Origin of the sequence: Psychromonas algicola (assembly GCF_004378355.1) — a bacterium.
GTDB lineage: Bacteria > Pseudomonadota > Gammaproteobacteria > Enterobacterales > Psychromonadaceae > Psychromonas.
On the sequence record NZ_SNUB01000018.1, the window covers coordinates 1 to 24,332 of the forward strand.

The 24,332-nt window shown below is 35.6% G+C and carries 24 protein-coding genes and 1 tRNA gene; 5 read left to right on the top strand and 20 right to left on the bottom strand.

Annotated elements, in window-relative coordinates; translation table 11 throughout:
* Nucleotides 1-158 precede the first annotated feature (158 nt).
* From E2R67_RS10080 to E2R67_RS10130, 12 genes are all read right to left on the bottom strand, one after another.
* A complete protein-coding gene (locus E2R67_RS10080; RefSeq protein WP_134290831.1) occupies nt 159-1,124 on the bottom strand; it encodes a PstS family phosphate ABC transporter substrate-binding protein in 966 nt (321 codons plus the stop codon).
* Nucleotides 1,125-1,415: 291 nt separating this feature from the next.
* Nucleotides 1,416-3,338, bottom strand: coding sequence for an ATP-binding cassette ATPase Uup (gene uup / locus E2R67_RS10085; protein WP_134290832.1), 1,923 nt, complete (start codon nt 3,336-3,338; stop codon nt 1,416-1,418).
* Nucleotides 3,339-3,340: 2 nt separating this feature from the next.
* Complete coding sequence (locus E2R67_RS10090; RefSeq protein ID WP_134290833.1) at nt 3,341-3,592, bottom strand: glutaredoxin family protein; 252 nt, start codon at nt 3,590-3,592, stop codon at nt 3,341-3,343.
* 45 nt (nt 3,593-3,637) lie between these two features.
* A complete protein-coding gene (gene rlmKL, locus E2R67_RS10095) occupies nt 3,638-5,899 on the bottom strand; it encodes a bifunctional 23S rRNA (guanine(2069)-N(7))-methyltransferase RlmK/23S rRNA (guanine(2445)-N(2))-methyltransferase RlmL (protein ID WP_134290834.1) in 2,262 nt (753 codons plus the stop codon).
* A 149-nt stretch (nt 5,900-6,048) separates the two neighbouring features.
* On the bottom strand, nt 6,049-6,687 hold the full coding sequence (gene udk / locus E2R67_RS10100) for a uridine kinase (RefSeq protein WP_134290835.1): 639 nt from the start codon (nt 6,685-6,687) through the stop codon (nt 6,049-6,051).
* A gap of 85 nt (nt 6,688-6,772) precedes the next feature.
* A complete protein-coding gene (locus tag E2R67_RS10105) occupies nt 6,773-7,123 on the bottom strand; it encodes a VanZ family protein (protein WP_134290836.1) in 351 nt (116 codons plus the stop codon).
* 28 nt (nt 7,124-7,151) lie between these two features.
* On the bottom strand, nt 7,152-8,015 hold the full coding sequence (locus E2R67_RS10110) for a DnaJ C-terminal domain-containing protein (protein WP_134290837.1): 864 nt from the start codon (nt 8,013-8,015) through the stop codon (nt 7,152-7,154).
* A 294-nt stretch (nt 8,016-8,309) separates the two neighbouring features.
* Nucleotides 8,310-9,626: a dicarboxylate/amino acid:cation symporter gene (locus E2R67_RS10115; protein WP_134290838.1), complete on the bottom strand. Its 1,317-nt coding sequence runs from the start codon at nt 9,624-9,626 to the stop codon at nt 8,310-8,312.
* Nucleotides 9,627-9,988: 362 nt separating this feature from the next.
* The gene (locus tag E2R67_RS16635) at nt 9,989-10,147 is read right to left on the bottom strand and encodes a hypothetical protein (protein WP_166739364.1); all 159 of its coding nucleotides are present in this window, start codon (nt 10,145-10,147) and stop codon (nt 9,989-9,991) included.
* Nucleotides 10,148-10,832: 685 nt separating this feature from the next.
* Nucleotides 10,833-11,426, bottom strand: coding sequence for a hypothetical protein (locus E2R67_RS10120; RefSeq protein WP_134290839.1), 594 nt, complete (start codon nt 11,424-11,426; stop codon nt 10,833-10,835).
* Nucleotides 11,427-11,924: 498 nt separating this feature from the next.
* On the bottom strand, nt 11,925-12,164 hold the full coding sequence (locus tag E2R67_RS10125; protein WP_134290840.1) for a hypothetical protein: 240 nt from the start codon (nt 12,162-12,164) through the stop codon (nt 11,925-11,927).
* Between the two features lie 43 nt (nt 12,165-12,207).
* On the bottom strand, nt 12,208-12,756 hold the full coding sequence (locus E2R67_RS10130; RefSeq protein ID WP_134290841.1) for a hypothetical protein: 549 nt from the start codon (nt 12,754-12,756) through the stop codon (nt 12,208-12,210).
* Nucleotides 12,757-12,900: 144 nt separating this feature from the next.
* Between E2R67_RS10130 and E2R67_RS10135 the strand changes: the two genes are divergently transcribed.
* On the top strand, nt 12,901-13,542 hold the full coding sequence (locus tag E2R67_RS10135; protein WP_134290842.1) for a DsbA family protein: 642 nt from the start codon (nt 12,901-12,903) through the stop codon (nt 13,540-13,542).
* 75 nt (nt 13,543-13,617) lie between these two features.
* On the opposite strand, the gene E2R67_RS10140 is transcribed toward E2R67_RS10135, so the two are convergent.
* The gene (locus E2R67_RS10140) at nt 13,618-13,971 is read right to left on the bottom strand and encodes a hypothetical protein (protein WP_134290843.1); all 354 of its coding nucleotides are present in this window, start codon (nt 13,969-13,971) and stop codon (nt 13,618-13,620) included.
* Nucleotides 13,972-14,382: 411 nt separating this feature from the next.
* Here E2R67_RS10140 and E2R67_RS10145 point away from each other — a divergent pair, with 411 nt between their 5' ends.
* Both E2R67_RS10145 and E2R67_RS10150 read left to right on the top strand, forming a co-directional pair.
* Nucleotides 14,383-15,057 (top strand): glutathione S-transferase family protein, encoded by a 675-nt coding sequence (locus E2R67_RS10145; protein ID WP_134290844.1) that lies wholly within the window; start codon nt 14,383-14,385, stop codon nt 15,055-15,057.
* 29 nt (nt 15,058-15,086) lie between these two features.
* Nucleotides 15,087-16,214 (top strand): zinc-binding dehydrogenase, encoded by a 1,128-nt coding sequence (locus E2R67_RS10150; protein ID WP_134290845.1) that lies wholly within the window; start codon nt 15,087-15,089, stop codon nt 16,212-16,214.
* A gap of 147 nt (nt 16,215-16,361) precedes the next feature.
* Here E2R67_RS10150 and E2R67_RS10155 read toward each other — a convergent pair whose 3' ends face one another.
* Complete coding sequence (locus tag E2R67_RS10155) at nt 16,362-18,335, bottom strand: RecQ family ATP-dependent DNA helicase (protein WP_134290846.1); 1,974 nt, start codon at nt 18,333-18,335, stop codon at nt 16,362-16,364.
* A 59-nt stretch (nt 18,336-18,394) separates the two neighbouring features.
* Nucleotides 18,395-18,892, bottom strand: coding sequence for a MarR family winged helix-turn-helix transcriptional regulator (locus tag E2R67_RS10160; RefSeq protein WP_243836997.1), 498 nt, complete (start codon nt 18,890-18,892; stop codon nt 18,395-18,397).
* A gap of 142 nt (nt 18,893-19,034) precedes the next feature.
* Between E2R67_RS10160 and E2R67_RS10165 the strand changes: the two genes are divergently transcribed.
* Nucleotides 19,035-20,348 carry a multidrug effflux MFS transporter gene (locus tag E2R67_RS10165; protein ID WP_134290847.1) on the top strand — a complete coding sequence of 438 codons (1,314 nt, stop codon included), beginning with the start codon at nt 19,035-19,037 and terminating at the stop codon, nt 20,346-20,348.
* Between the two features lie 155 nt (nt 20,349-20,503).
* On the opposite strand, the gene E2R67_RS10170 is transcribed toward E2R67_RS10165, so the two are convergent.
* The 4 genes from E2R67_RS10170 to E2R67_RS10185 form a co-directional block, all read right to left on the bottom strand.
* Nucleotides 20,504-21,076 (bottom strand): NADPH-dependent FMN reductase, encoded by a 573-nt coding sequence (locus tag E2R67_RS10170; RefSeq protein WP_134290848.1) that lies wholly within the window; start codon nt 21,074-21,076, stop codon nt 20,504-20,506.
* A gap of 37 nt (nt 21,077-21,113) precedes the next feature.
* Nucleotides 21,114-21,521 (bottom strand): GFA family protein, encoded by a 408-nt coding sequence (locus E2R67_RS10175; RefSeq protein ID WP_134290849.1) that lies wholly within the window; start codon nt 21,519-21,521, stop codon nt 21,114-21,116.
* Between the two features lie 28 nt (nt 21,522-21,549).
* Nucleotides 21,550-22,026, bottom strand: coding sequence for an ABZJ_00895 family protein (locus E2R67_RS10180; protein ID WP_134290850.1), 477 nt, complete (start codon nt 22,024-22,026; stop codon nt 21,550-21,552).
* Nucleotides 22,027-22,168: 142 nt separating this feature from the next.
* The gene (locus E2R67_RS10185; protein WP_134290851.1) at nt 22,169-22,981 is read right to left on the bottom strand and encodes a hypothetical protein; all 813 of its coding nucleotides are present in this window, start codon (nt 22,979-22,981) and stop codon (nt 22,169-22,171) included.
* Nucleotides 22,982-23,582: 601 nt separating this feature from the next.
* Between E2R67_RS10185 and E2R67_RS10190 the strand changes: the two genes are divergently transcribed.
* Nucleotides 23,583-23,900, top strand: coding sequence for a hypothetical protein (locus E2R67_RS10190; RefSeq protein WP_134290852.1), 318 nt, complete (start codon nt 23,583-23,585; stop codon nt 23,898-23,900).
* Between the two features lie 296 nt (nt 23,901-24,196).
* Here E2R67_RS10190 and E2R67_RS10195 read toward each other — a convergent pair.
* A tRNA-Ser gene (locus E2R67_RS10195) sits at nt 24,197-24,284 on the bottom strand.
* Nucleotides 24,285-24,332: the final 48 nt, after the last annotated feature.

Genomic DNA, 24,332 nt, shown 5'->3' on the forward strand with positions numbered 1-24,332 from the left:
ACAATTTAAGTTGGAGGGAAAACGTGAGCGAAGTTATCCGAGGTGTTTAAAAGCGTCTAAAAATCGATATCCAGTGGCGAAAAGTAAATATGCCGTTCACCTTAAGTGAACGGCATTACGCCTAAAGCGCTGTTTTTATTTGGGTTAATAAGGATTGATTACAAACCTAATTTAGCCATTTCTTTTTTAACTACTGCTACAGGTAGTGGAATGTAACCATCTTTTGCAACAATCGCTTGGCCTTCTTGAGATAACATTAATTTAATGAACTCAGCTTGTAATGGAGAAAGCGGCTTGTTTGGGTGCTTGTTTACGTAAACGTATAAGAAGCGAGATAATGGGTATTTACCGTTCACTGCATTATTCATTGTAGCTTCAACAAATGGACCACCTTTTTTAGATAGTGCAACTGCTTTAACACCAGCAACTTTGTAACCAATACCAGAGTAACCGATAGAGTTTAGAGAAGATGCTACAGATTGAACTACTGATGCAGAACCAGGCTGTTCATTTACAGAGTTTTTGTAATCGCCTTTACATAAAGCGTTTGATTTAAAGTAACCGTAAGTACCTGATACTGAGTTACGACCAAATAATTGGATATCTTTACCAGACCAGCTACCTGTTAAGCCAACATCAGCCCAACGTGTTGCATTTTTCTCGTAACCACATTTTTGAGTTGAAGAGAAAATCGCATCAACTTGTTTAATTGTTAAGCCTTTGATTGGGTTATCTTTATTTACAAATACCGCTAGTGCATCGATAGCAACACGAACTTCAGTTGGCTTGTAACCGTAATGTTTTTCAAATGCTTCGATTTCTTTAGACTTCATTTTACGGCTCATTGGACCGAACTGAGAAGTACCTTCAGTTAATGATGGTGGAGCAGTAGAAGATCCAGCCGCTTGAATTTGGATATTGATATTTGGGTATTGGCGTTTAAATTCTTCTGCCCAAAATGTCATCATATTCGCTAATGTATCAGAACCAACAGATGAAAGATTACCAGAGATACCACTTACTTTAGTGTAAGAAGGTAAAGCATTATCTGCTGCAAGAACAGGTGTCGAAATCAGTGATGCAGTACCTAAAGTAACCGCTGCTGCTAACATTTTAAGTTTCATTCAAAACTCCATTTTTCTACTAAGTTAATTTATATTATTTGTATTTTATTAATCATTTAACAAAATATTCATTACGCTCCGTAGCGATGTTGCTTAATATGAACCTTTAATGTGACACTTTAATTACATAAGAATTATTTTCTTCATAAAAACAAAAAAGCTTATCACACATAATGCAATAAGCTTTTTAAATCAATGCATTAGAAAAAACTTGTAATAGAAAATAATTAAAGACAATTTTAACCTCAGTTAAATAAAATATTAAAAATGCCGATAATCTATTTCATTTAGCTACTCTGCGTTTTGTAATTCTTCCAATTCTTCCCAACGCGCAAAGGCAACTTCTAGCTTTTCTTCAGTTTCAGCCAATAAAGCTAAAAACTCATCGGCTTCTTTTTTATCTTTGGTGAAAAATTCAGGCGTATTAATTGTTTCTTGTAATTCACCCACTTTTTCTTCTAATTGTTCCAACACTAAAGGTAAACCATCTAATTCAAGTTGTACTTTATATGACAGCTTCTTCTTTTTAGCTGGCTTAGCAACTTCTTTATCTACTTTAACCTCAGCTTTAGTTGTAGCTGGCTTTGTTTCCTTTGCTGTTGATACAGCAGGCTCACTTTGCGCTTTATGACGCAAAGCATCATTGTAACCGCCCACAAACTGCTGGATATTACCATTACCATCAAAGAACCAAGTATGCGTCACTGTGTTATCAACAAAGCTACGGTCATGACTTACTAATAATAAAGTACCTTGATAGTTAGCTAATAATTCTTCTAATAACTCCAATGTTTCAACATCAAGATCATTGGTAGGCTCATCCAGAATTAAAAAATTACTTGGTTTTAAAAATATTTTCGCTAATAACAGACGATTTTTTTCACCACCAGATAAAGCTTTAACTGGAGTACGAGCGCGATCAGGGTGGAATAAGAAATCTTGTAAATAACCTAAAACATGACGTTTATTACCATTAATTTCTACTTCTTGCTTACCTTCAGCAAGGTTGTCGAGTACCGTTTTTTCAGGATCTAACGCATCGCGGTATTGATCAAAATAAGCAACTTCTAATTTTGTTCCACACTTAACCGTTCCTTGATCTGGTTCGATATCACCTAGAAGTAGTTTAAGCAATGTACTTTTACCACAACCATTACGACCAATTAAGGCAATTTTATCGCCACGCATAATAGTACAAGAGAAATTTTGAACAATACGTAAATCATCGTAGCTATAGGCTAAATCTTCCGTTTCAAAAATAATTTTGCCAGAGCGAGCGGCTTCATCAACAACAATTTTAGCTTTGCCTTGCACATTAGTTCGCTCAGCACGTTCATTTCGTAATGATTTTAATGCTCGAACACGCCCTTCATTACGTGTTCTACGTGCTTTAATTCCTTGACGGATCCACTTTTCTTCAATGGCTAACTTACGATCAAATTCAGCGTTTTGTTCTTCTTCAACACGTAATGCTTCTTCTTTTGCGACTAAATATTCTTCGTAGCCACCAGGCCATGAGCTTAATTTACCACGGTCAATATCCACAATACGAGTTGCCAAACGACGAATAAATTCACGGTCATGACTGATAAAAACAATTGAACCTTGAAAAGACATTAAGAATTGCTCAAGCCATTCGATCGTACCAACATCTAAGTGGTTAGTCGGTTCATCAAGTAACAATAAATCTGGGTCATTAACTAGCGCTTTAGCGAGTGCAACTTTACGTAACCAACCACCGGATAACTGATCTAAAGTAATTTCAGGGTCAATTAACAAGCGCTCTAAAATTTGGTTAATTTTAGTATCTAACGTCCACGCATTTAAGGTATCAATCTGCTCTTGTAAACGTTGTAGTTTGTTTAACGCTTTTTCACTACAATCTTCAGCAACAACTTGTAATTGTTCATGGTATTGGCTTAATACTTTACCTGATTCGGCCATACCCGATGCAACATAATCATATGCACTCATAGTATTAGCTGTCGGTGGATCTTGCTCTAAACGCGCCACTTTAACGTCGTTATTAATTAATAATGAACCATCATCTAATTGAATTTGCCCATCCAATACTTTTAATAATGTCGATTTACCTGCACCATTTCTTCCCACCAAACAAACACGTTCGTTTGCTTCAATCACTAAGTTGGATTTATTTAATAGTGCACCACCGCCAAAGGCTAGTTCTGCGTTATGTAAGGTTAATAATGCCACGTTTACTCACTCTTGTTAGGTGATAAAAAGTTAGGAGATAAAAATTGTTTTATTTTAAGACTATCAAAAGGCCAATCTAAGTATTGGCCTTGTTGATTTTCTAACACCGGAATTCGAATACCAAATAGATCAACCAAACGCTGATCAAAAACAATATCAATTAATTGGTAATCAACTCGGCACTGCGTTAACAATGCCATTGCTTGATCACAAAGATGGCAACCATCAGTGTGATATAAAATAGGTAAACTCATTCTACTGCTATCATATTTAATTGGATTTACATTGCTTAATGTTGTTTAACTATGTTTTGTTAGCAACCAACATTGGTGTATTTTATCGTTCCCTTTAAAGTCTTCAGGAATAGACGCTTTACTAATGTCTTTGACATAAAAACCCAAGGCTTTTATTGCTTCCAAATCTAATTTAAAGCCACGTTTATTATTAGAGAAAATAATCTCACCATTTTCATTAACACGCTCGCTGGCAGACGTTAATAAAGCAACGTGGTCATCTTGTACATCAAACACATCCGACATACGTTTTGAATTTGAAAACGTCGGAGGGTCAATAAAGATAAGGTCATACATCTCGTGCGCATGTTGTAACCATTTAATACAATCCTGTTGTATAAATTCATGCTTACCTTGGATACCATTTTCAGTAAAGTTTTCTTGGCCCCAATTTAAATAAGTATTCGACATATCAACGCTGGTTGTTGATTTCGCGCCACCCAGTGCAGCATGAACAGAAGCGGTTGCGGTATAACAAAATAGATTCAAGAAGTCTTTACCTTCAGCCATTTTACCAATACGTAAACGCGTTGGACGATGATCTAAAAATAAACCTGTATCTAAATAATCTTGTAAGTTAACAATAATTTTTGCAGGTCCTTCTTGCACCACTAAACGTTGTTTTTTACTGTCTAATTTTTCGTACTGCTGGCGCCCTTTTTGACGTTCACGTACTTTAATGATCAGTTGATCATCGCTTAAATCTAATAAATAACGTGTTGTAGAAACAATATCTAGAAAACGACGACGTACTTTCTGTGCATCGATTTCTTTAGGAGCACGATACTCTTGAATAATTAAATATTCGTTATAACGGTCGATTGCTACATTATATTCAGGTAAATCAGCATCATATAAACGATAGCATTGAACATTTTCACGCTTAGCCCATTTGTCTAAACGTTTCATATTTTTCAATAAACGGTTAGCAAAGTCTTCTGCATAGATAGCAGGTTTAATCTGTTTAACTTCTTTAAATATAATATCCGCTTCAGCTTCGATAACAGGAGGTAATGTGCCCCACGGGTTATCTTCTGTTGATTCTACGAATTCTGCCGTTTCAAGTGTTTTTTGTTGAGTCGCTTTAGTTGGCTTTTCTTCAACAACCGCTGCCCCTTCAACTGTGCGTTTAGGTGAGATTCGGTAATTTTTAAGAATACATTCAATCGGACCATTAAAGAATTTATAACTTCTTGCTGCACGCATACCTAAACAGCTTAATAATTCAGTATCCATTGCAAACATGCTTAAGTTCCAGCCAGCAAAAGCTTCTTTAAAATGATGACCTAATTCTGTGTATAAGCTAATTGTATCGCTGAAACCACCAAGACGTTCGCCATATGGAGGGTTAGAAATCAACATACCTGTGCTTAATTCTTCAGGAGGCATTACCTTTTTAGCATCTTGCACACTGAATTCGATTAATTCAGCAACGCCTGCTCGTTGCGCATTTTGACGCGCAATACTGATCATATCTTTACTTAAATCAGAAGCATAAAAACGTGTATCACAATCGTTAACAGCTCGTTTAGCATAAACCTGAGCCGTTGTTTTTAAGGTTCTCCATGTTTCGCTATCATGTTTTTTCCATTGCTCAAAACCAAAAGTGTCTCGTAACGATCCCGGTGCAATATTCAGAGACATCATAGCCGCTTCAATAATTAACGTACCAGAGCCACACATTGGATCAAGTAAGGCTTCGCCTTTCCAACCACTACGTTTTACGATACCAGCTGCTAAGGTTTCACGTAATGGTGCTTCACCGGCAATAGTACGGTAACCACGAAGATGTAATGGGGAGCCAGAAAGATCAATATAGATAGACGCTTTATCTTTAAATAAACGACCATTAAAACGAATGTCAGCATCGCGCTTTTCTACGTTAGGGCGTTCATCGAATTTTTTACGGAAACGGTCAACAATCGCATCTTTAATTTTTAATGCGCCAAATTGTGTGTTACGGATTTCATCGTTACTACCGGAAAAGTCGATTGAGAATGTTTTATCAACGTCAAAATGTTCTTCCCAAGGAATGTTGCTACATCCTAGATATAAATCCATTGGGTCAATCACTTTAAATTCGCTTAATTTAAGTAAGACGCGGGAAGCAAAACGAGACCATAAACAAACTTGGTAACCTTGCTCTAATGAACCATCGAAGCTAACACCACCGGCAATTTGTTTGGTGTTTTCAATACCAAGTTCTTTAAGTTCAACCTCTAATAAAGGCGCAAGCCCTTTGGCTGTAGGAATAAAATAATTGAACATAGACGCTCTCATGCAGTGTGTGAATAAAAATAGCGCGTATTATACATTGCAAACGGCATTATCCCTATGGAATTTTAAGCTGTATTTAGAAACAAAAAACGCTTCAAAGTAGAAGCGTTTTTAGGACATAATTAAATTAAAAATAATTGTTATTTATTAAGCAGATATTTAATACGTGTTTTTAATATATCGATAGCAATACGATTTTTACCACCACGAGGCACAATAATATCAGCGTGTTGTTTTGATGGTTCAATAAATTGAAGGAACATAGGTCTTACTGTCTTTTTATATTGTTCCATAACCGATTCTAATGTTCTTCCACGCTCCATGATATCGCGTGTTAATCGACGCATTAAACAAATATCTAATGGTGTATCAACAAAAATACTTGCATCGACTTGCGCTCTTAAAGCTGGGTCTGTGAGCAATAAGATCCCTTCGATAATAATTATTTTTTTCGGTGTTAATTGGATGACATCGTCGAGGCGGGTATGTTCTGTATAACTATAAACTGGAATTTCAACGGCTTGGTTTTTCTTTAACTGCTTTAAATGTTCACATAACAATTCATGTTCAAAGGCTTTAGGGTGGTCATAGTTGGTTTGTATACGTTCATCCATAGGCATGTGCGATTGATCTTTATAATAAGCATCTTCAGAGATAATACCTATTTGATCCGTTCCTAGCTCTTGGCAAAGCTCATTAAAGATTGTATTTGCAATCAGACTTTTCCCAGAAGCAGAAGCACCTGCAATGGCGATAACAACACAGTGATTTTTATTCAAAACATTAACCTTTGTAAAATAAATTGAGAGAGTTTAAAACATCATTTTTTAAAGAGTAGCTCATCATTTAATCTTGCAATTGACTTTAATCAACCGTAACAAAATAATTGATGATAAAGGCCACTACTGAGCCACAAACCAGTCCACTAATATTTGCAAGTACATCCATCACATCCGTTCGGTGGTTTGCATAGGGTTGTAATAACTCAATCACTCCACTCGATAAAGCGTATATGATCAGTAACACAAACCAATACCTTGGTTTTCTTAATATAAGCGGTAAAACAAGTACAAAATAGGCAGTAAAATGTAATATTTTATCACAGCTTGCTAGTGCATTTAATAATGGGGTAAAAGAAAGGACGGTTATCGTTATCACTAAGAATAACGATATTAATATCCAGTATTTTCTCACCCATTGCACTAGCAAATTCATAAAACACTTCCTGTCTTTATCAATAAAGCTAATCAGCCATGGTCTCAGCTAATTCACTTAATAACTGTTGTTGGCGTTCTGTTAATTCAGTCGGTGTAGGAATAACGACGTTATAAATTAAATCGCCAACTTGATCGCTATTCATTGCTTTCACGCCACGACCTTTAATTCTAAATTTGCGATTAGCTTGCGTACCCGCAGGGATTTTCAAATTAATATAACCGCTAAAGGTAGAAGCTTTAGCTGTACCACCGATTGCAGCAACTGGAAACGCAACCATTAAGTCACAGTATAGATCATTACCTTTACGGGTAAAAAACTCATGCTCTAATAAAGCGACTTCAACAAACAAATCACCGCGCTCTGCTCCTAATGTGCCAGGATTACCTTTACCTGGAACATGAACACGTTGACCTTCATTAATACCAGCTAGAATTTCAACAGGAAGTGGATCTGGTGTATTCGGTAAACGTACTTCTTGAGTGCATCCTTCAACCGCATCTTCAAGTGTGATTTCCACACGTAAAATAATATCAGACCCTTTGGTAGGTTGTGGACGAGGTGGACGTTGTGGTTGCTGCTGTCGACGCTGGCCGAACATCTCTCCAAACATATCGTTGAAATCGCCGCCCTGCCCAAAACCACCATGACCACGTGCTTTACCGTTTTCAAAAGCGCTATGTCCGTAATCATCAAATTGCTGACGAGTATCTGGATCATTTAATACTTCATACGCCGCTTTAACTTCACGGAACTTTTCTTGAGCAACTGGGTTATCTGGGTTTCTATCTGGGTGATATTTCATTGCCAACTTTTTATAAGCTTTTTTAATATCTTTTTCAGAGGCTGATTTACTTACACCCAATACTTCATAAAAATCACGTTTTGACATTCTTTTCTCAATAATTCCAGTGTGATGAACTCATTAATCGAGTTTATTAATCAAATTTAATTACATAGTTTTGCTATCTAGCAAAGTGTGCCGATTATAACTCAACTAATCATAAATCTCACAAAAATTGATGTAAGAAATGTATTTAAACAGAAGCAAAATACATTTTCTCAGATTAGCAGCGTTAAATGCGATTTTACACTTTGAATAATAACGTATATGTAAAAAAGCCCAGTAATAACTGGGCTCTCATATCATGCTATCAATTAGATTACGCTATCAAAGCGAATTAATTTAGCTTTGTTCAACTCTTAATTTGTTAAGTCTTAAGCTTTCAGCTTCTTCTGCTGCATTAGGATTGTTAAATACATCAACGTCCATTTCACCTTCAGACTTAGCAACAATACAAGTCACAACACAATCACCCGTAATATTGACAGATGTTCGGATCATATCTAACAATCTATCAACACCAATGATCATTGCAATACCTTCAACAGGTAAACCAACTTGATTTAATACCATAGCAAGCATGATCAAACCAACACCAGGCACACCAGCAGTACCCACTGAGGCTAATGTTGCAGTCACAATCACAGCCGCATAATCAGCAATACTTAAATCAATATTAAAGGCTTGTGCAATAAATACAGTTGCAACACCTTGCATGATAGCCGTTCCATCCATATTGATGGTTGCACCTAATGGTACAGTGAAAGAAGCGACTTTGTTATTAACACCTAAGTGTTTAGTGGCTGTTTCTAAGGTAACAGGGATGGTTGCATTTGATGATGCTGTTGAAAATGCAAAAGTAATGGCAGTTTCCATTTTTTTGAAAAACTTAACAGGGCTTAAACCTGTAAAGATTTTGAAAAAGGCACTGTAAGTAATTAACGCATGCAGCACTAATGTTGCACTCAGTACTAAGAAATAGTTAATCAGATTGAAAATCGCATCTAATCCAATTTCACTAAATAACTTAGCCATTAAGAAGAATACACCATAAGGTGCGACTTTCATTAGCATCACAACTAACTTCATGATCACTTCATTCAAATCATAAAATACAGCAGAAATACGTTCACCTGCTTTATCTGATGCACTGATAGCAATACCAAATAAAATGGCAAACACAATAATTTGTAAAGTATTACCTTCAGCCATAGAGCTAATTGGATTCGTTGGGAACATGTTAATAATAACATCACCTAACGATGGCGCTTCTTTAGAAGCAAAGCTAGTTGCTTGTGCTAAATCAACCCCAACTCCAGGTTGGAAAATATTTGCCATTAAAATTGCAAATGAAATCGCTATTGCTGTTGTTGCAAGATAAAAAGAAATAGTTTTACCGCCTAAACGCCCTAGCGTAGACATATCTTTTAAATTACTTGTACCACAGACTAAAGAAACAAAGATAAGTGGAACCACTAACATTTTTAATGTAGCAATAAAGACTTTGCCACCGACATGGAATAAGCCGTTAACGATATAGTCCTGAATAAATGCGACGTCGGCAAATACACTACGAATCAGAAAACCAGTCAAAATACCAATAGCCATACCCAGTAAGACTTTTTTGGTTAATGACATACTCTTTTTTGTTGCTGTCATGATCATTCCTTATATTACATAACCGCCTTTTAAATTGTGTGAAACAATAATAATTCGTTAGTTTGTTATCTTTTTATGTACACAAAAAAGACCTTGAATAAGGTAAGCTATAAGCTTAAAAAAACGATAATTATTCACAAGATAAAAGGACAGAGCTTTAAAAAGACGTGTTTATAGCATAACTTTATGGCTTGAAGGAAATTTTAATTTATTAAAAATAAAGCCCGTTTCTGACATTTGTAGATCATTGATTAAAATAGCAACAGCATGCTTTCTTTCATAAAATTACCGAGTAGATATTTTTTAAAACCCAAGGAATTGTTAATAATTTCAGTTTTTTTATCAATAACTGATTCTATTATTTAAAAGGCTTTTCGAACTTGCTCGCCCTTCTTTTTCATCAACTCAGCAGCCAACTCAATACGTAATTTGTTCAATGAAAAAGCATTAACTTGCTTTAATTGAAGTAACAAATACAGCGCCTTAGCTAATAAAACCTGATACTCAAGGACAAAATCCATTACTTCCCTATCTTTTAGCGGTAAAAAGCTAAGGGGTCGGCTTTAGTTTGTTTTAATAAACAACGGAAAAAGTGTTTAACAAGGAGTTTAATCGTTATAACGTAAGTCTTCTGCAACCATTTTTTTGCTATATTAATGACAACTTCACAATGTTCTTTTGCAATATCGTTAAAATGATTTACTACCTTAGGATGCATATATTCGCAATTATCACTTTTTAATGCTTCTAAATTAGACAATATAAAATTTGAATCTTTTTTAAATCTAGCTACCCCTATTACTCAAGGTAAATAAGGACTACAACCTTCAAGTGCTAAACGTTGAACATGCTTATTATCACCTTTAGTCTAAGTTGATAGAATATTATGCATTGCTTCTAAAAGGTTTTTCGACAAATTTAAATAAAAATGCTTTTAAAATTAATGAAATTAAAGGCAATTTTTGGGATTAACTTTAATGAGTATTGCTAGTTTAATGTAGATGTAATTGTTGCGTGATATAGCAGTTGCTCTTGGAGCTGAAGGGATTGCCAATCTATATCAAAAACAAAAACACATTCTGTAAATTGGTTTTTCTTATTATAGGAATAATGAATTAAAAAGTATTAAAAGCAGAATAAACTTAAAGAAAAAATAAAAGCCTTATACAAATAAAATATCTATAAGGCCAATAAAAGAGTTACAGATTAAAACCAAATACCAGCGGCTATATTGCCATGCCAGACTTGAGCCATGGTTTCACCAGGATAACCTATAATTTGACGCTTCACTCCAAGCCCCAAAGAAAAACGATTACCAATAATAATGCCATATTCACCACCAATTTCCCCAACAGCTTTATATTCAGGCTCATCAAAACTAAAACGAGCGACACCGCCGCCCGCAAAAAGCCCAAAATAAGTGTCTAAAAATTGAGATTCAGTTGAAATAACACCTTGGAAGGCAAATCCAAAAGTAAATGATTGGTATCTATCACTGTGAGTTTTACCATCATCACTTTTAACATCAATAGTTGAATACTCTAAATAAAAAGGAAATCGTTGGTTGGCAGCCATGTCAGCACTTGAGTCAATATGAATCCAACGAGCCCCTTTAATTCTATCCGCGTCTAAACTGAGATAGCTATAATCATCATCATGATTAAGGTCCACTTCTTCTTCATCTCCAAACACTCCCACCAAAGAAGAGGTGTAAACAGTAAAAATATCAACACCTTCATAGGGAGCTGCAACTGCAGATGCACTAACAAGCATAACAAGAGAAGCAAAAAATCGTTTCATATAAACTCCAAAAATTTAAATCTTAATAACAAAACGATCTGTATAAGATAAAAAACACAAACTAGGTAAAGACTATAATATAAGGTTTTATTGCTTTTAATACCGATTGCGTTAAATATGTTATCTAAATTTTACGAAGAAAAAACAGTTCAATTCAAGGCATAAATAGACGTAAATGGTTGTTCCCTTTACGAAATTTATAACGAAGAAGTGGGCTGTTTTAGCCAGTAAAATAGATAAGCTATTTATCGTGATTGGTATAATTATGCACCTTTAAAAAAGTATAATCTATATATCAAAAAAATAATTGTATGCGCAATGAAACATTTATAAATCTTAAGGTCGTTTTATAACTAAAAATAAAGGTCACTAAAAATTAACAACATGGAGTTTTTATCGGCAGTTAAATCAAAAACATTAATTTATATCTTTTTAGAGCAATTCAATAGTAGACCATCACTAAATTGTATGTGTTTTTAAAAGAAGAAGGTGAGGGAGTTATTTAAACTTACACGCGAGGCATTCTGTTTGATCAATGGTTGAGTAATCAGCATACCAATAATGAGGATCATTAATTTGGTTATAGGTAAGCGTTGTTATTTTGTGATTTCTAATGAAACGATGCTTTAAAATAATTAGTTTCTTACATTTTGGTGGCCATGCTGATTCTTCTGCAATCTCATTACCTAGTGCAAGTTCATCCCTAAGAATGGCATTTAACTCATTAGATTCAAACAATGGCCTAATCCCTTAAAATAAATATTAACTATCCACCAGCAATTTAGAATTTAGTTAAAGTAACCGATGCTAGTTGATCACGATAAAAGTAAAGACTATAGGTGAAATCACCTTCTACATAAGTAGTAATTTTATCTGATTCGCGTTTAATCTTATAACGAGAAAAAACAGCTTTTGCCTCTTCTTTTGTATTACCAAAAGAAACACCATTAGAAAGCATTAATTTTTTAAGGTCCAAGTTAAATACTTTTATACCAACAACATCACCATCAAGGTTAACTTTGAAGTAAGAGCTTGCACCATAATTTAAGGTCACCCCTTCCACTTCATAGGATTTATTTGCATTAATACTTTGAGGCTTGCCAAATTTTTTAACAACAGTGTCAATATGGTCGCCAAATTCAACATTAAGTAAACCTTTCTTAATATCATATTCTGAATCACTTAAAGCCGTATCAAAAGAGAACGAATTATTACTTCGTATTATCAATTGGTTGAAGTCATTAAACCAACTGTCACCATAGGATGTCCGTTCTGTGTTAGCACACCCTAACAAGAAAAAGCACATTAATACTGAGGTTAAATATTTCATTTTATTTCCATTTCATTGTTATCATTTTAAAATTCCTTCCTGATATATTAACAAATTTTGTTAGCACGCTAAAAGGTTGATATTAATTATTGCCACTTTTAAATTTACTTTATACTCTAACAGACTTATTAAGGAGCTTTCTAAATGGATAACACACTGAGTATGTATATTATTGCAGGAGTTATAACACTCACTATCATTACGCTCCCACTTTTATACAAGCGTTATAGAAGCAAACAAAGCAGTGCAAAATATTCCCTTTATGTCAGATCCTATTCACCTATTATTGGCCCCCAAAAAGCCAAAGTCACTGTTAGTCTTTTTTTAGATCCAGCCTGCATTAACTCAAAGGTAGCCTATCAAGGAATTTCAGCCCGCATTAATAAATATGAAGGTAAGATAAAATTTGCTATACGATATGGAGCATTTTTTAGTAACTCCATGAAAGCAATTGCTATATTAGAAGCGGCAAAATCTCAAAAAATGCAGAAAAAAGTAATGGACATTGTATTTAAAGACCCTTCTGTCTGGGAAAATGGAAACTCCTCAGATTTAGAACTACTTTATGTTCAACTTGAAAAAAATGGAGTCGATATTAAACGCTTAAAACGAGATATGAACCACCCTAAAATATCAACAATATCTGTTCAAGAGCTTGTTGATGCAAACCATTTGAAAATAAAGCAGACTCCTACTTATTTTGTTAATGAACATGCTATCGGTTCATTTGGTCTTCATTTTCTTGAGGATCTTATAAAAAGAGAGATAAAGCTAAACTATGAATAAAAAGTTTGATTGAAGCCTAGATGGACAGGTTATTCATTAATAGATGAAAACCTGTCACTACGGTAAGTGATAAATTTAGTCAAACTCATTAATTTCGATCAATGACACAACTCCACCGTCATCAATCATGAGTTGAACAATGAAAGGAAAAGTGAAAGTAAGGTTAAACTCCTTAAGTGCTGCAAACCCATTTTTAGCAGCTTTCATTAAGCTTTCTTTTGAAATCATCCCTTCAGGCACATAGATTTCATCTTTATGAGCAGGTTTAGTGCAACAAGTCTCAAATGTATCCTCTAAAATAACTTTACCTTGATTAATACTCTCAAAACTAAAAGCTCTAATGCCGAGAGTGATAAACTCTAAATCTTCGAATTGATTGTCATCTTCATCTATAAAAGGATATTCAATAGAAACGGCATTCCAAGGCAAGACAACTGTTCCAATTGGCGGAGTTTATTCTACCCACATATTGTCAAATAGTTTAACGCCAGCAATAGATGCACACAAAGTACGAAACTGTTTTGCCCACACCAATTCTAGCTCTGTTAAATTTTCCACTTTACTTTCCTTTATAGCTCACCAATAAAATAAGCAACAAAATGAATGATACTTTAAGTCATTGAGTTTTAAAAACTTAAATTAGCAGTTTAGTAAACCTCTGATATTAAGAAACAAAAAGGCTAATCACGATGTATTAAACAATACATGAAACCCACTTTCATTATTGTCATAAAAGCAATAGTGATTCACATTTTACTTTCTATATAAGCAAGTAAAAATAAGTAATAATAATTGCATATTAAAACAATCACCTTCACGTTAAAAATGGAAAGCTGACTTATGATTATTTTGCACGGTTTTGCAGCTAGTAACTATTACAATCTAGTAAAGCATGTACTCCTATACAAAGAAGTCCCCTTCCAAGAAAATCTACTTTACGGTGGCAGTGACGAATTACTTGCAATTAGCCCTGTTGGCAAAGTACCAGCGATTACCACCTCTGAAGGACTTAACCTTTCTGAGTCGAGTGTTATTTGTGATTTTATCGAAGAAACTTACCCAGATATTCCGCTTTATCCTGACAATGCAGAAGAGCGAGCAGTCGTACGTCAAATCATGAAAATAGCAGAGCTGTATTTTGAATTACCAAGCAGACGACTGATACGTTATGCATTCTCTGGAACAGAAGCCCCAGAAACACTTAAAACTGAAGTTCAACAAGTATTAAATCGAGGGATCACAGCCCTAGCGAATTTGTGTCAATTTTCACCATGGATTGCAGGCGACAAATTCACCATGGCTGACATCTATATGCATTATGTTAATACCATTGTGACTTCAATAGGTTCAGTACAACTTGATTGGGATGTACTTGCTGAAATACCAGGAATGAAAGAGTGGAACAACACAATGAGTCAATCCGATATTGCATTAAATGTGGAAGCAGATCGCCAAAAAAATATGCCCGAATTTTTAGAGAAACTAAAAGCACAATTTAGTGCTGCTAAACAATAAACAATCATTATTCAAAAGGAACAATTAAAATGACAGATAAAAATATTCAGCTCACTTCAACAATCAATGAAGACAACAAATTAACATTGGCTTTACAAGAGATAGAGATGCCACAACCCGGTGCTGATGAGGTCGTTATCCGCATTGAAGCAGCCCCATTAAACCCATCTGACTTAGGTGTTTTATTCACTGCCGCCGATATGTCAACAGCAGTACAATCAGGCACTGAAGAAAGCCCAGTGATCACAGCCGATGTCCCAGTTCAAGCAATGCCTTCACTTAAAACACGTGTAGGTAAAGCGACACCAGTTGGTAATGAAGGTGCAGGAACGGTTATCGCAGCAGGTTCATCGCCAGCAGCACAAGCATTAATGGGTAAAACGGTTGCAGTGATTGGTGGTGGAACTTATCGCCAATATTTATGTGCTAATGTGCAAAGCTGTTTAGTATTAAAAGAAGGTACTACAGCGAAACAAGGTGCGTCTTCGTTTGTTAACCCACTTACTGCATTAGCGATGGTCGCAACAATGCGTGCTGAAGGCCACAAAGCAATTATTCACGCAGCAGCAGCGTCTAACCTTGGTCAAATGCTAAACCGTATTTGTATTGCAGATGGCGTTGATTTAATTAACATCGTACGTAAGCCAGAGCAAAAAAAGTTATTACGCGATATGGGTGCTAAATATGTAGTGAATTCAAGCAGTGAGTCTTTCCTTGCTGACTTAACAGAAGCAATTGTTGAAACCAGTGCAACCATTGCCTTTGATCCAATTGGTGGCGGTGAATTAACCAGTGATATTCTTAATTGTATGGAATTGGCTGCGGCGCGAGATATGAAAGAGCATACCATTTATGGATCTGATACTTTTAAACAAGTTTACATTTATGGCGCATTAAACCGTGGCCCGATTACATTAAATCGTAACTTCGGTTTTGCTTGGGCTGTTAATGGATTCCTATTATTCAATGCACTAGGTAAATTAGGTACAGAAACCGTAGTGGCGATGCGCAAACGTGTTGCAGAAGAAATCACAACGACCTTTGCAAGTAACTACACACATGAAGTGTCATTAGCTGAGGCATTACAATTAAAATCAATCGCAGCTTACGCTAAGCAAGCAACGGGTGAAAAATATTTAATTAAACCTCAAGCTTAATATATACGATTTTAGGGGCGTCGGATTCATCCGACTTGCATTAGCTTACTAAAAACAAGTGGCTTAAAAGCCACGTCCCAAAGACGCAAGTATTACTCTTTCTCTGTTTTTAGGGCCGTCGGATTCATCCGACCTGCATTAATAAAATCACTGAGTGCTATTAGTTAACCAGTTTACTACATCTGAAAAACGATAATTTTCTAACATCGCAAAGCCCGATAACTGACGTACTTTTAAGCGGGTAAAAATCGGAGTGGTTAACCCACAAAAGAAACGAGCTCTTAATATAGCGCTATCATGTTCACCTAACTTAGCTGCAATTTCCGCGCTTAATTGTGCCGCATTAAGTTGTGCTAATGACCTTAATTCAGCAACGGCTGGCATAACCGCGGGGTAACCCGCACAAACTGAACAATGACCACAAGCGCTTTGTAAATTTGAATCTGAAAAATACTGTGCAAGTTGTAGATTTAAACATTCTGTGCTGGCAAAAAAATCCAGTAGATGATGAATTCGTTGAATTTCACTGTGCTCTTTTTGTAAAAATCGTTGTGTTAATTCATCACGTAATTGAACTTGAGGTGTAAATTCAGGTGCCGCTTGAGGCGTCAATTGAACGGTAAGCTTATCTTTATAAACCTTGTAAACTTGCGTCATTTGTTTAGTTTGTAATTCTATTAATCCTTGTTGATCTAAATAATCAATGGCGGTTAATACGCGCGATCTGTCACTTTGATAGTTTTGCTGCATTTTTTCAAAATTCAACGTATGCCAAGTACGTGCTCTATCTGACGTTGCGAAAATGGTTTGTACAAACTGCGCGCGCTCTCCATGAAATTTTGCCACCAGCTCATTTTCAGGGATTAAAAATTTATATTTATATTCCGCGTAATAACTATAAGCAGGCTCAATGACGCCTTCTAATTCTAAATACACCAATAAGGTTTTCAGTGCTAACAAACGAATATTAGATTGGCTAGAAAGACTGTTCATCACCACTTCCCATTGCCCTTGTGTTTGATTGATTTCGTTAAGAATAAAATCAATCGCCGTCCCTTCTGGGGTATCGGCATAAACAAAGTTTTCTAACACATTAAGATTGTTTTTATTGGCTAAGACTAAACATTCAGATGTTTGCCCATCTCGCCCTGCACGTCCTATTTCCTGTGCATAATTCTCAATAGATTTGGGTAAATCGTAATGTACAACAAAGCGAATATCACTTTTATCAATGCCCATTCCAAAGGCAATAGTGGCAACAATTAACGGTAACTGTCCGCTCATAAATTGTTGTTGGATTGCTTGGCGTTGTTCGTTACCTAACCCCGCGTGATAAGCCGTTGCTTGAATTCCTTGCTGAGTTAATGCTTGAGCAACCTCTTCCGCTGTTTTTTGCAGCGTGACATAAATAATCCCAGCAGCTTGATAACCGCTTTGTGTTTGATTTAATCGCGCCGTTAGCCAAGGTACTAAAGTAGAAAGTTTATCTTGCTCAGTAACGCCAATCACAGAGAGATTTAAGTTACTTCGGTAAGATCCCGTTAAGGTGACATTGTTAAGATCAATACGGAATTTAGCTGCCATATCTTGAATGACTTTTTGTGTCGCTGTTGCCGTTAATAATAACACTTGGCTAATGGCAAACTCTTCACGGTAACTGGCGAGCTTTAAATAATCAGGTCTGAAATTATGTCCCCATTCACTAATACAATGTGCTTCATCAACCACTAATAATGAAATAGGTACTTTCTTTAAAAAGGCACGGAAACGTTCACTGTTTAATCGCTCGACTGAAATAAATAATATTTTTATTTCACCATCGGAAACGCTTTTATAAACCTGTGCGGATTCAGCAGGACTTTGCATCGATTGAATACTTGCTGCTGCAATTCCTTTACTTTGTAAAAAATCCAATTGATCTTGAATCAATGCTAATAAAGGCGACACAACCAAGGTTAAATGTGGAAGATGCAAAGCAGGTAATTGATAACAAAGCGACTTACCTGATCCCGTTGGAAAGATAGCCGCTGCGCTGTGACCATTCATCAAAGCTTGGATCACTTGCTCTTGTCCCGGCCTGAATTGATCGAATCCAAAATACTGCTTTAATAACGAATACATGGGAGAGCCTTTGATTAGAGTGTTAGCGTAAAAGTTATTTATACCATAATTAGCAGTAACTAAATGCTTTCATGGTGATCCAATGTTTTTTGTAACAAGGCTTCTAGTTGAGTTTGTTCTTGTTTAGTTAGCCCTTTTAATAAGGCCTTATCTTTTTTATGCAGTTCAGGCATTATTTTTTCAACCAGTTTTTTACCTTGTTCATTTAACTTCACTAATTTACTGCGCTTGTCTTGTGGATTTTCTAAACGCTCAATTAACCCAGCTTCCAGCAAGCGCCTTAATACCTTGGTTAATCCACCAGAGCTGAAAAACATACTTTTATATAAATCAGTGGGCGATAAACAATAAGGTTTAGCACTACGTCTTAATGTTGCTAGCACACTGAAGTCAGCATGTTGCAAATGATATTGTGTTACGCAGGCTTCAATTTCATTTTTAAAAAGCTCTTGTACACGCGTGATTTTGAGTAATGTTAACGATGAAGCGTCAACACATTCAGGCCAATTTTGATGCATTGCCAACTCTATTTCACGTAAGTTATTTTTCAATTTCATTCCTATTCCGATAATTCTAATACTTTAATTTCTTGTTTAAGCGGGTACTTAAAATATAGCTTAAAAAACGGTAATTAATATATCTTGCCAGAAAGCTAAACTCCACATATTATCTTTCCAGAAAGATAATAACGGGATCTACATGACACAAACAACAAACAGCAATGTTAACAATATGCCAGACTCAAATGTTAACAAAAAAGTAAGTAAAAAACTGATAGTCACTTTATCATCGATATTCGCCATTTCGCCTTTTGCTATCGACAGTTATTTGCCTGCGCTTCCTCAAATTGCCAGTGAAATGCAAGTAGATATTTCAATGCTATCTGTGACCGTTAGTCTTTATATTTTAGGACTTGGTATTGGGCAATTAATTGGTGGACCGTTATCAGATAAACATGGTCGTTTGCCTATCATGTTATTTGGTTTGAGTATTTTTGCGATATCAAGTTTATTACTCACCACCAGCACACATATTCATGTGCTATGGATGTGGCGTTTAATCGAAGCCATTGGCGGTGGTATTGCCATTGTTGGCGTACCTGCAACTATTCGAGATAATGCAGATGGAAAAGAAGCAGCTAAATTATTTTCTCTTGTTGCGTTAATAATGATGATCGCTCCTTCTATCGCGCCCACCATTGGTAACTTTATTTTATCTTTCCATACATGGCACTGGGTATTTTACTTTATTGCAATGATGTCTGTTTTTGCGATGTTGATGGCAATCAAATTTGTGCCTCATCAATCAGCAAGATCCAAACGCCAATTGCAATTAGATGCAGAAAAAGCAGGCACCAAAACTGAACCTGTTAAAGCGATTAGCTTCCTACAAGTACTCACGCATAAACAAGCTGTGGGCTATATGATTGCGCAAGGTTTTGCTTTTGCAGTCATGATTAGCTTTGTCACAAACTCAGCGATGATCTATATGGGTGTATTTGAAGTTAGCGCTAAAACCTTCTCTCAATTATTCGCGATTAACATTGTTAGCCTGGTCATTGTTAACCGTTTGAATACCTTTTTATTAAATCGTTTTGAACCTTCCACTTTATTACGTTTCTTTTTATCTATGCAGTTATTAGGAACTTTATTATTAACAAGTTCGTTATTTTTAGATATTCAAAATTTAACCTTCACTGTGATTGCCTTCGCTATTAGCATTGGCGCAAACGGTGGCATCGTTGCAAATTCAAGCACCTGTTTCTTAAAGTTCTTTGGTAAAAATGCAGGTAAAGCATCGGCGGTATTAGGTTCATTTCAATGTGCTACAGGCGCAGCCGTCAGCGCCTTTGCCGCCTTCATCAGCATGGGAAAGATACAACCTGTTTTGATCATAATGTTGGTGTCATCAAGCATCGCTTTAACCGCAGTCATTTACAGTAATAAACAAATGAAACTGTTGGAAGCTCAAGAAAGTGAAGCAAGACGATTAGAAGCGTTAGCGGTGGAGTAATTTTTACTCGTTATATCGGTTACGTTAAATATGTACTCTAAGTTTTACGAAAAAACAGTTCAACTCAAGACGTAAATTGTCACCTTTTAAGAGGTTAACTTCGTTAGCCTCTATCGGGAGTATTAAGTAAAACGCTTTACTACTCGCTATCGATGTTAAGTTACATCAACACCATGATTGCTAATCTCATCATAAAAAGCATTCAATGCGTTGGTTAACATTTCATAATGAACTTCATTTTCTGCAATATAAACTAATTCATTCGACGTTTTATCACATTTTGTATTTAGCACGGTCCCTAGCAAAGGAATTGCAACAGAAGCCTTATCGACAATGACACCAGACATAGTGATTAATACTTCTTTTAATGCATCTAAAGCATGTTGTGCTCTCGGTGATGTATTAATTAACATGATAGGTAAATCAACAAATTCACTACCACTAACCAACCAATCTAAAGCATTTTTCATCGGCCCACTAATGCCATGAGCGTATTCAGGGCTTGAAATAATTAAACCAGAGGCATGCTTAAGTGCCGCTTTAATATTCTCTAAAGCAGGAATCGACTCTGTTTCTCTATCTGGATTAAATAAAGGAAGTTCGCTGATATCGGCAATCATAATTTCAATATGCTCTGGCGATATTTCGGCTAACGTATTTAACACCGCAGTATTATAAGATGCTTTACGAAGACTGCCGGAGATAGCAAGGAGCTTAATTTTTTTCATTTAACACCATAGATTTAAATCACTAATGATAACTTCATTAACTTTTTCTTTCGTCACCAAAAGCAGGCAAGTCATTTTGTAATTCACACCAATTGGCTTTGTACTTTGTATAGATTTGCGCATCAATATTGACTGGAATATCTTCATCAAAACTCGCAATAGCTAATTCAATTTCTTCTATTGGCGCATCGGCGACACGAAAGCCTAAGCTCGAACCACAGGTGTTACAAAAAGTGCGAATCGTGCCGTTAGGAGCCACATAGTCTTTAAGTTGATCCACTCCAGACAACCACTTCAAACCGTTAACAGCAACTAAAGTACCAAAAGCGGCACCATGAAATTTACGACACATAGAACAATAACAGTGAGCTGCTTGTTCACTAAAGCCTTCAACTGAAAATGTAATGCTACCGCATAAACAGGTGCCTTTATATTTTGTCGTCATAATTGCTATTACCTTAATCTAAAAAGATTTATGAATTAGATTCTTGTTTTTCTGCTTTGGCTTTTTTCTGTAGAAAGGTTTTGATCCCTGTTTTTTCACCAAACTTAAAAGCAACATAAGAAATTAAGAAGGCAATAATTAACACGGCCAATATAATTAAATTAAACCAACCAAGTTCGCTTAACATATCAACAATGTCAGCGAATGAAAATTCGTAATAATAGAACACAGCAAAAGCATAAATAAAGCTAGCGGCAATCCAAATAGATAAGGCTAGCCATCTAGTTTTAGCTTGTATATATTCACCACTTTTAGAGCCAAAATATAATCCAGTTAACATAGCAGGCATAATGGTACTCAATGCGCCTACCCCTGAAATTTCACTACCGACTATATATTCTACGGTAAACAAAATAAGGCCAAAAATGATTGAAGTCAAACATAAAGTTAAGCCAACTTTAATAGCGGATGGTTGAGTTATTAATGGTTGAGTTAATGATGTCAAAATGATTCCTGATTTTAATGGTTATAAATAAATTGGCCTTTTAAAAAAAGAGGCCCATACATTGTTTTAATGTATTAAAGAAACAATGCAACAGGTAGAAACTACATTGTGTCGTCAAAGTCGTCTCTTATATCCAAGTCGACTATTGTGTATCGGGAAATTTTATTGGCCTACTAACTGCTGGCGTAGGGAAAAAAGTTGGATCATAACAGTTCAACACTTCAATCGTTGAATGCTTAACGTCAATCTTTAACTGGCAGTTATCTCGCAATTCATTGTAATGTTCAAGATCTGAACGTTTATAATCTAGTCCTGAAATAAATAGCTCATAGAGGTCTGTATTTTGAGTATCTTCAACTATGCTAATTTCATAATTATAAAGCAATTCGTAAATCCCTTGAGAAGTGAATGATGCGATCGACTGTCCTCTTGATAGTTTTGTTCGAAGACGAGAAGATTCAGATTGGCCTTTTTTTAATTCCAAAAGCCTCTCTTCTCTTGTTTTTACTGGCTCTTCTTTAAATTCAAGAAATACCTTATCTATTTTTTCTACAATATCATCATAATTTTTATGCGCAGCCACAGTAGAGTATGAATCATTGAGTCTGTAAAAAACTGGAATTAAATCTTCAACGTTAACTTTCTGAGCAAACTGGAACTCGACGCTTCCATCTTCATTATATACAGTCGTAGGTGAATCCCAATTAAGCCCTACATTTTCACTCGCAGAATATGGTTCCCCCTTACGATATACAGCTGGATTACTGTAAAAAGTAACCTCATTGTAAGCGTAATATTCATTCACGTTTTTAATCGTTTTTTGTAAGTCAACTCTTGTTAAGTTATCAAGAGGAAACCCATGACTCTCTAATTTTTTCGCAACGAAAGTAATATACTGTTGTTCTTTTTCAGAAAAGGTAGCTATTGCCGACTCTAAACCTTTTTCTATATTCATTGATGCTTCCTTTTTTGGTAGAACGCCACAAGAAAAGAGCGTTAACAAACTAGAAAATAATAGGATCATTACTATGTATTTTTTCATATTTTTCTTTATCTAAGTTAAACACTATTCAGTTTCAGACAAAAAGATCTATTTTGTAACGTAATACCACAGTCATCTTCACCGATTATCCTACAAGCACGCTCATTTCGTATCTATACAACACCTTTAGCGGTAGGCGTTAATACGCTGACGGTAAACTAACCAGATTGATTATTTTATTAGGCTGGATTTATATTAGCGGTAGAATATTGATTAAATAACTTATTTGCGTATAGCTAGAATAGGTAGGCATTATATTAATAAATAACAAAAAATCAAATAAATAACTTCCCACCTATTCACCACTTAAATCCATACAAGGCAAGCAACGTGACAACTTTAATTCTAAAAGTTCACTTTAAGTAGAAATTATTGGTAAAAAAATAAGAAAACTCTCGATAATTTTTAAACAGTCGTTAAACTACATAACGTTACATTAACTATGCATGGTTTTAATAAAATAAATTTAATAACTAAATGCACTAATTAAACACAACCCAACGAGGAAATCATTATGATTACATTAAACAAAACATTGTTCGTTTCTGCATGTTTATTTGCTGGAATGTCTACTTCAGCAATGGCAATAGAAAACATCACAACAGTGTGTTCGCACGGCAGTAACATCCGTATCGTAGAAGTGGTTTACTCAGGTGAAAACAACGTACCTTGTGAAGTTCAATACACAAAAGAAGAAGGTACTAAAACACTTTGGAGCGCAGCAAACTCAGCAGGTTACTGTGAAAGCAAAGCAGCTGCTTTTGTTGAAAAACAAAAAGGCTGGGGTTGGTCATGTGATACAGCTTCTGTAGCAACAAAAGAAGCAGAATAAGCCTTAGCTTATTATTATAAAAAGTGGCTTCGAGTAGCCACTTTTTAATTTCTACTTCTGCAATTAAAACAACAACCCTTTCTTATACTAAAACTCAATTTATCCCATCACTAAACGCTTCCACTTATTTAATAACTTATTTCCCATTGCACCTTAAAGCTAATTTCAGGTATTACTTTTTGTAGTGCTTTCAGTTGTAGTTTTTGACAATGTTATTTATTAAAGACATAAAAAACCCGCAAGCCTTACATTACAAGGCGTTGCGGGTTCTTATAGTACCTTCTCGGTACAGGATATGGCGGTGACGGAGAGATTCGAACTCTCGAAAGGTTGCCCTTTACACGCTTTCCAGGCGTGCTCCTTCAGCCACTCGGACACGTCACCTAAAATTGGCGTTCATTTATTACACAAAATAGTAGATGTAACAACGAA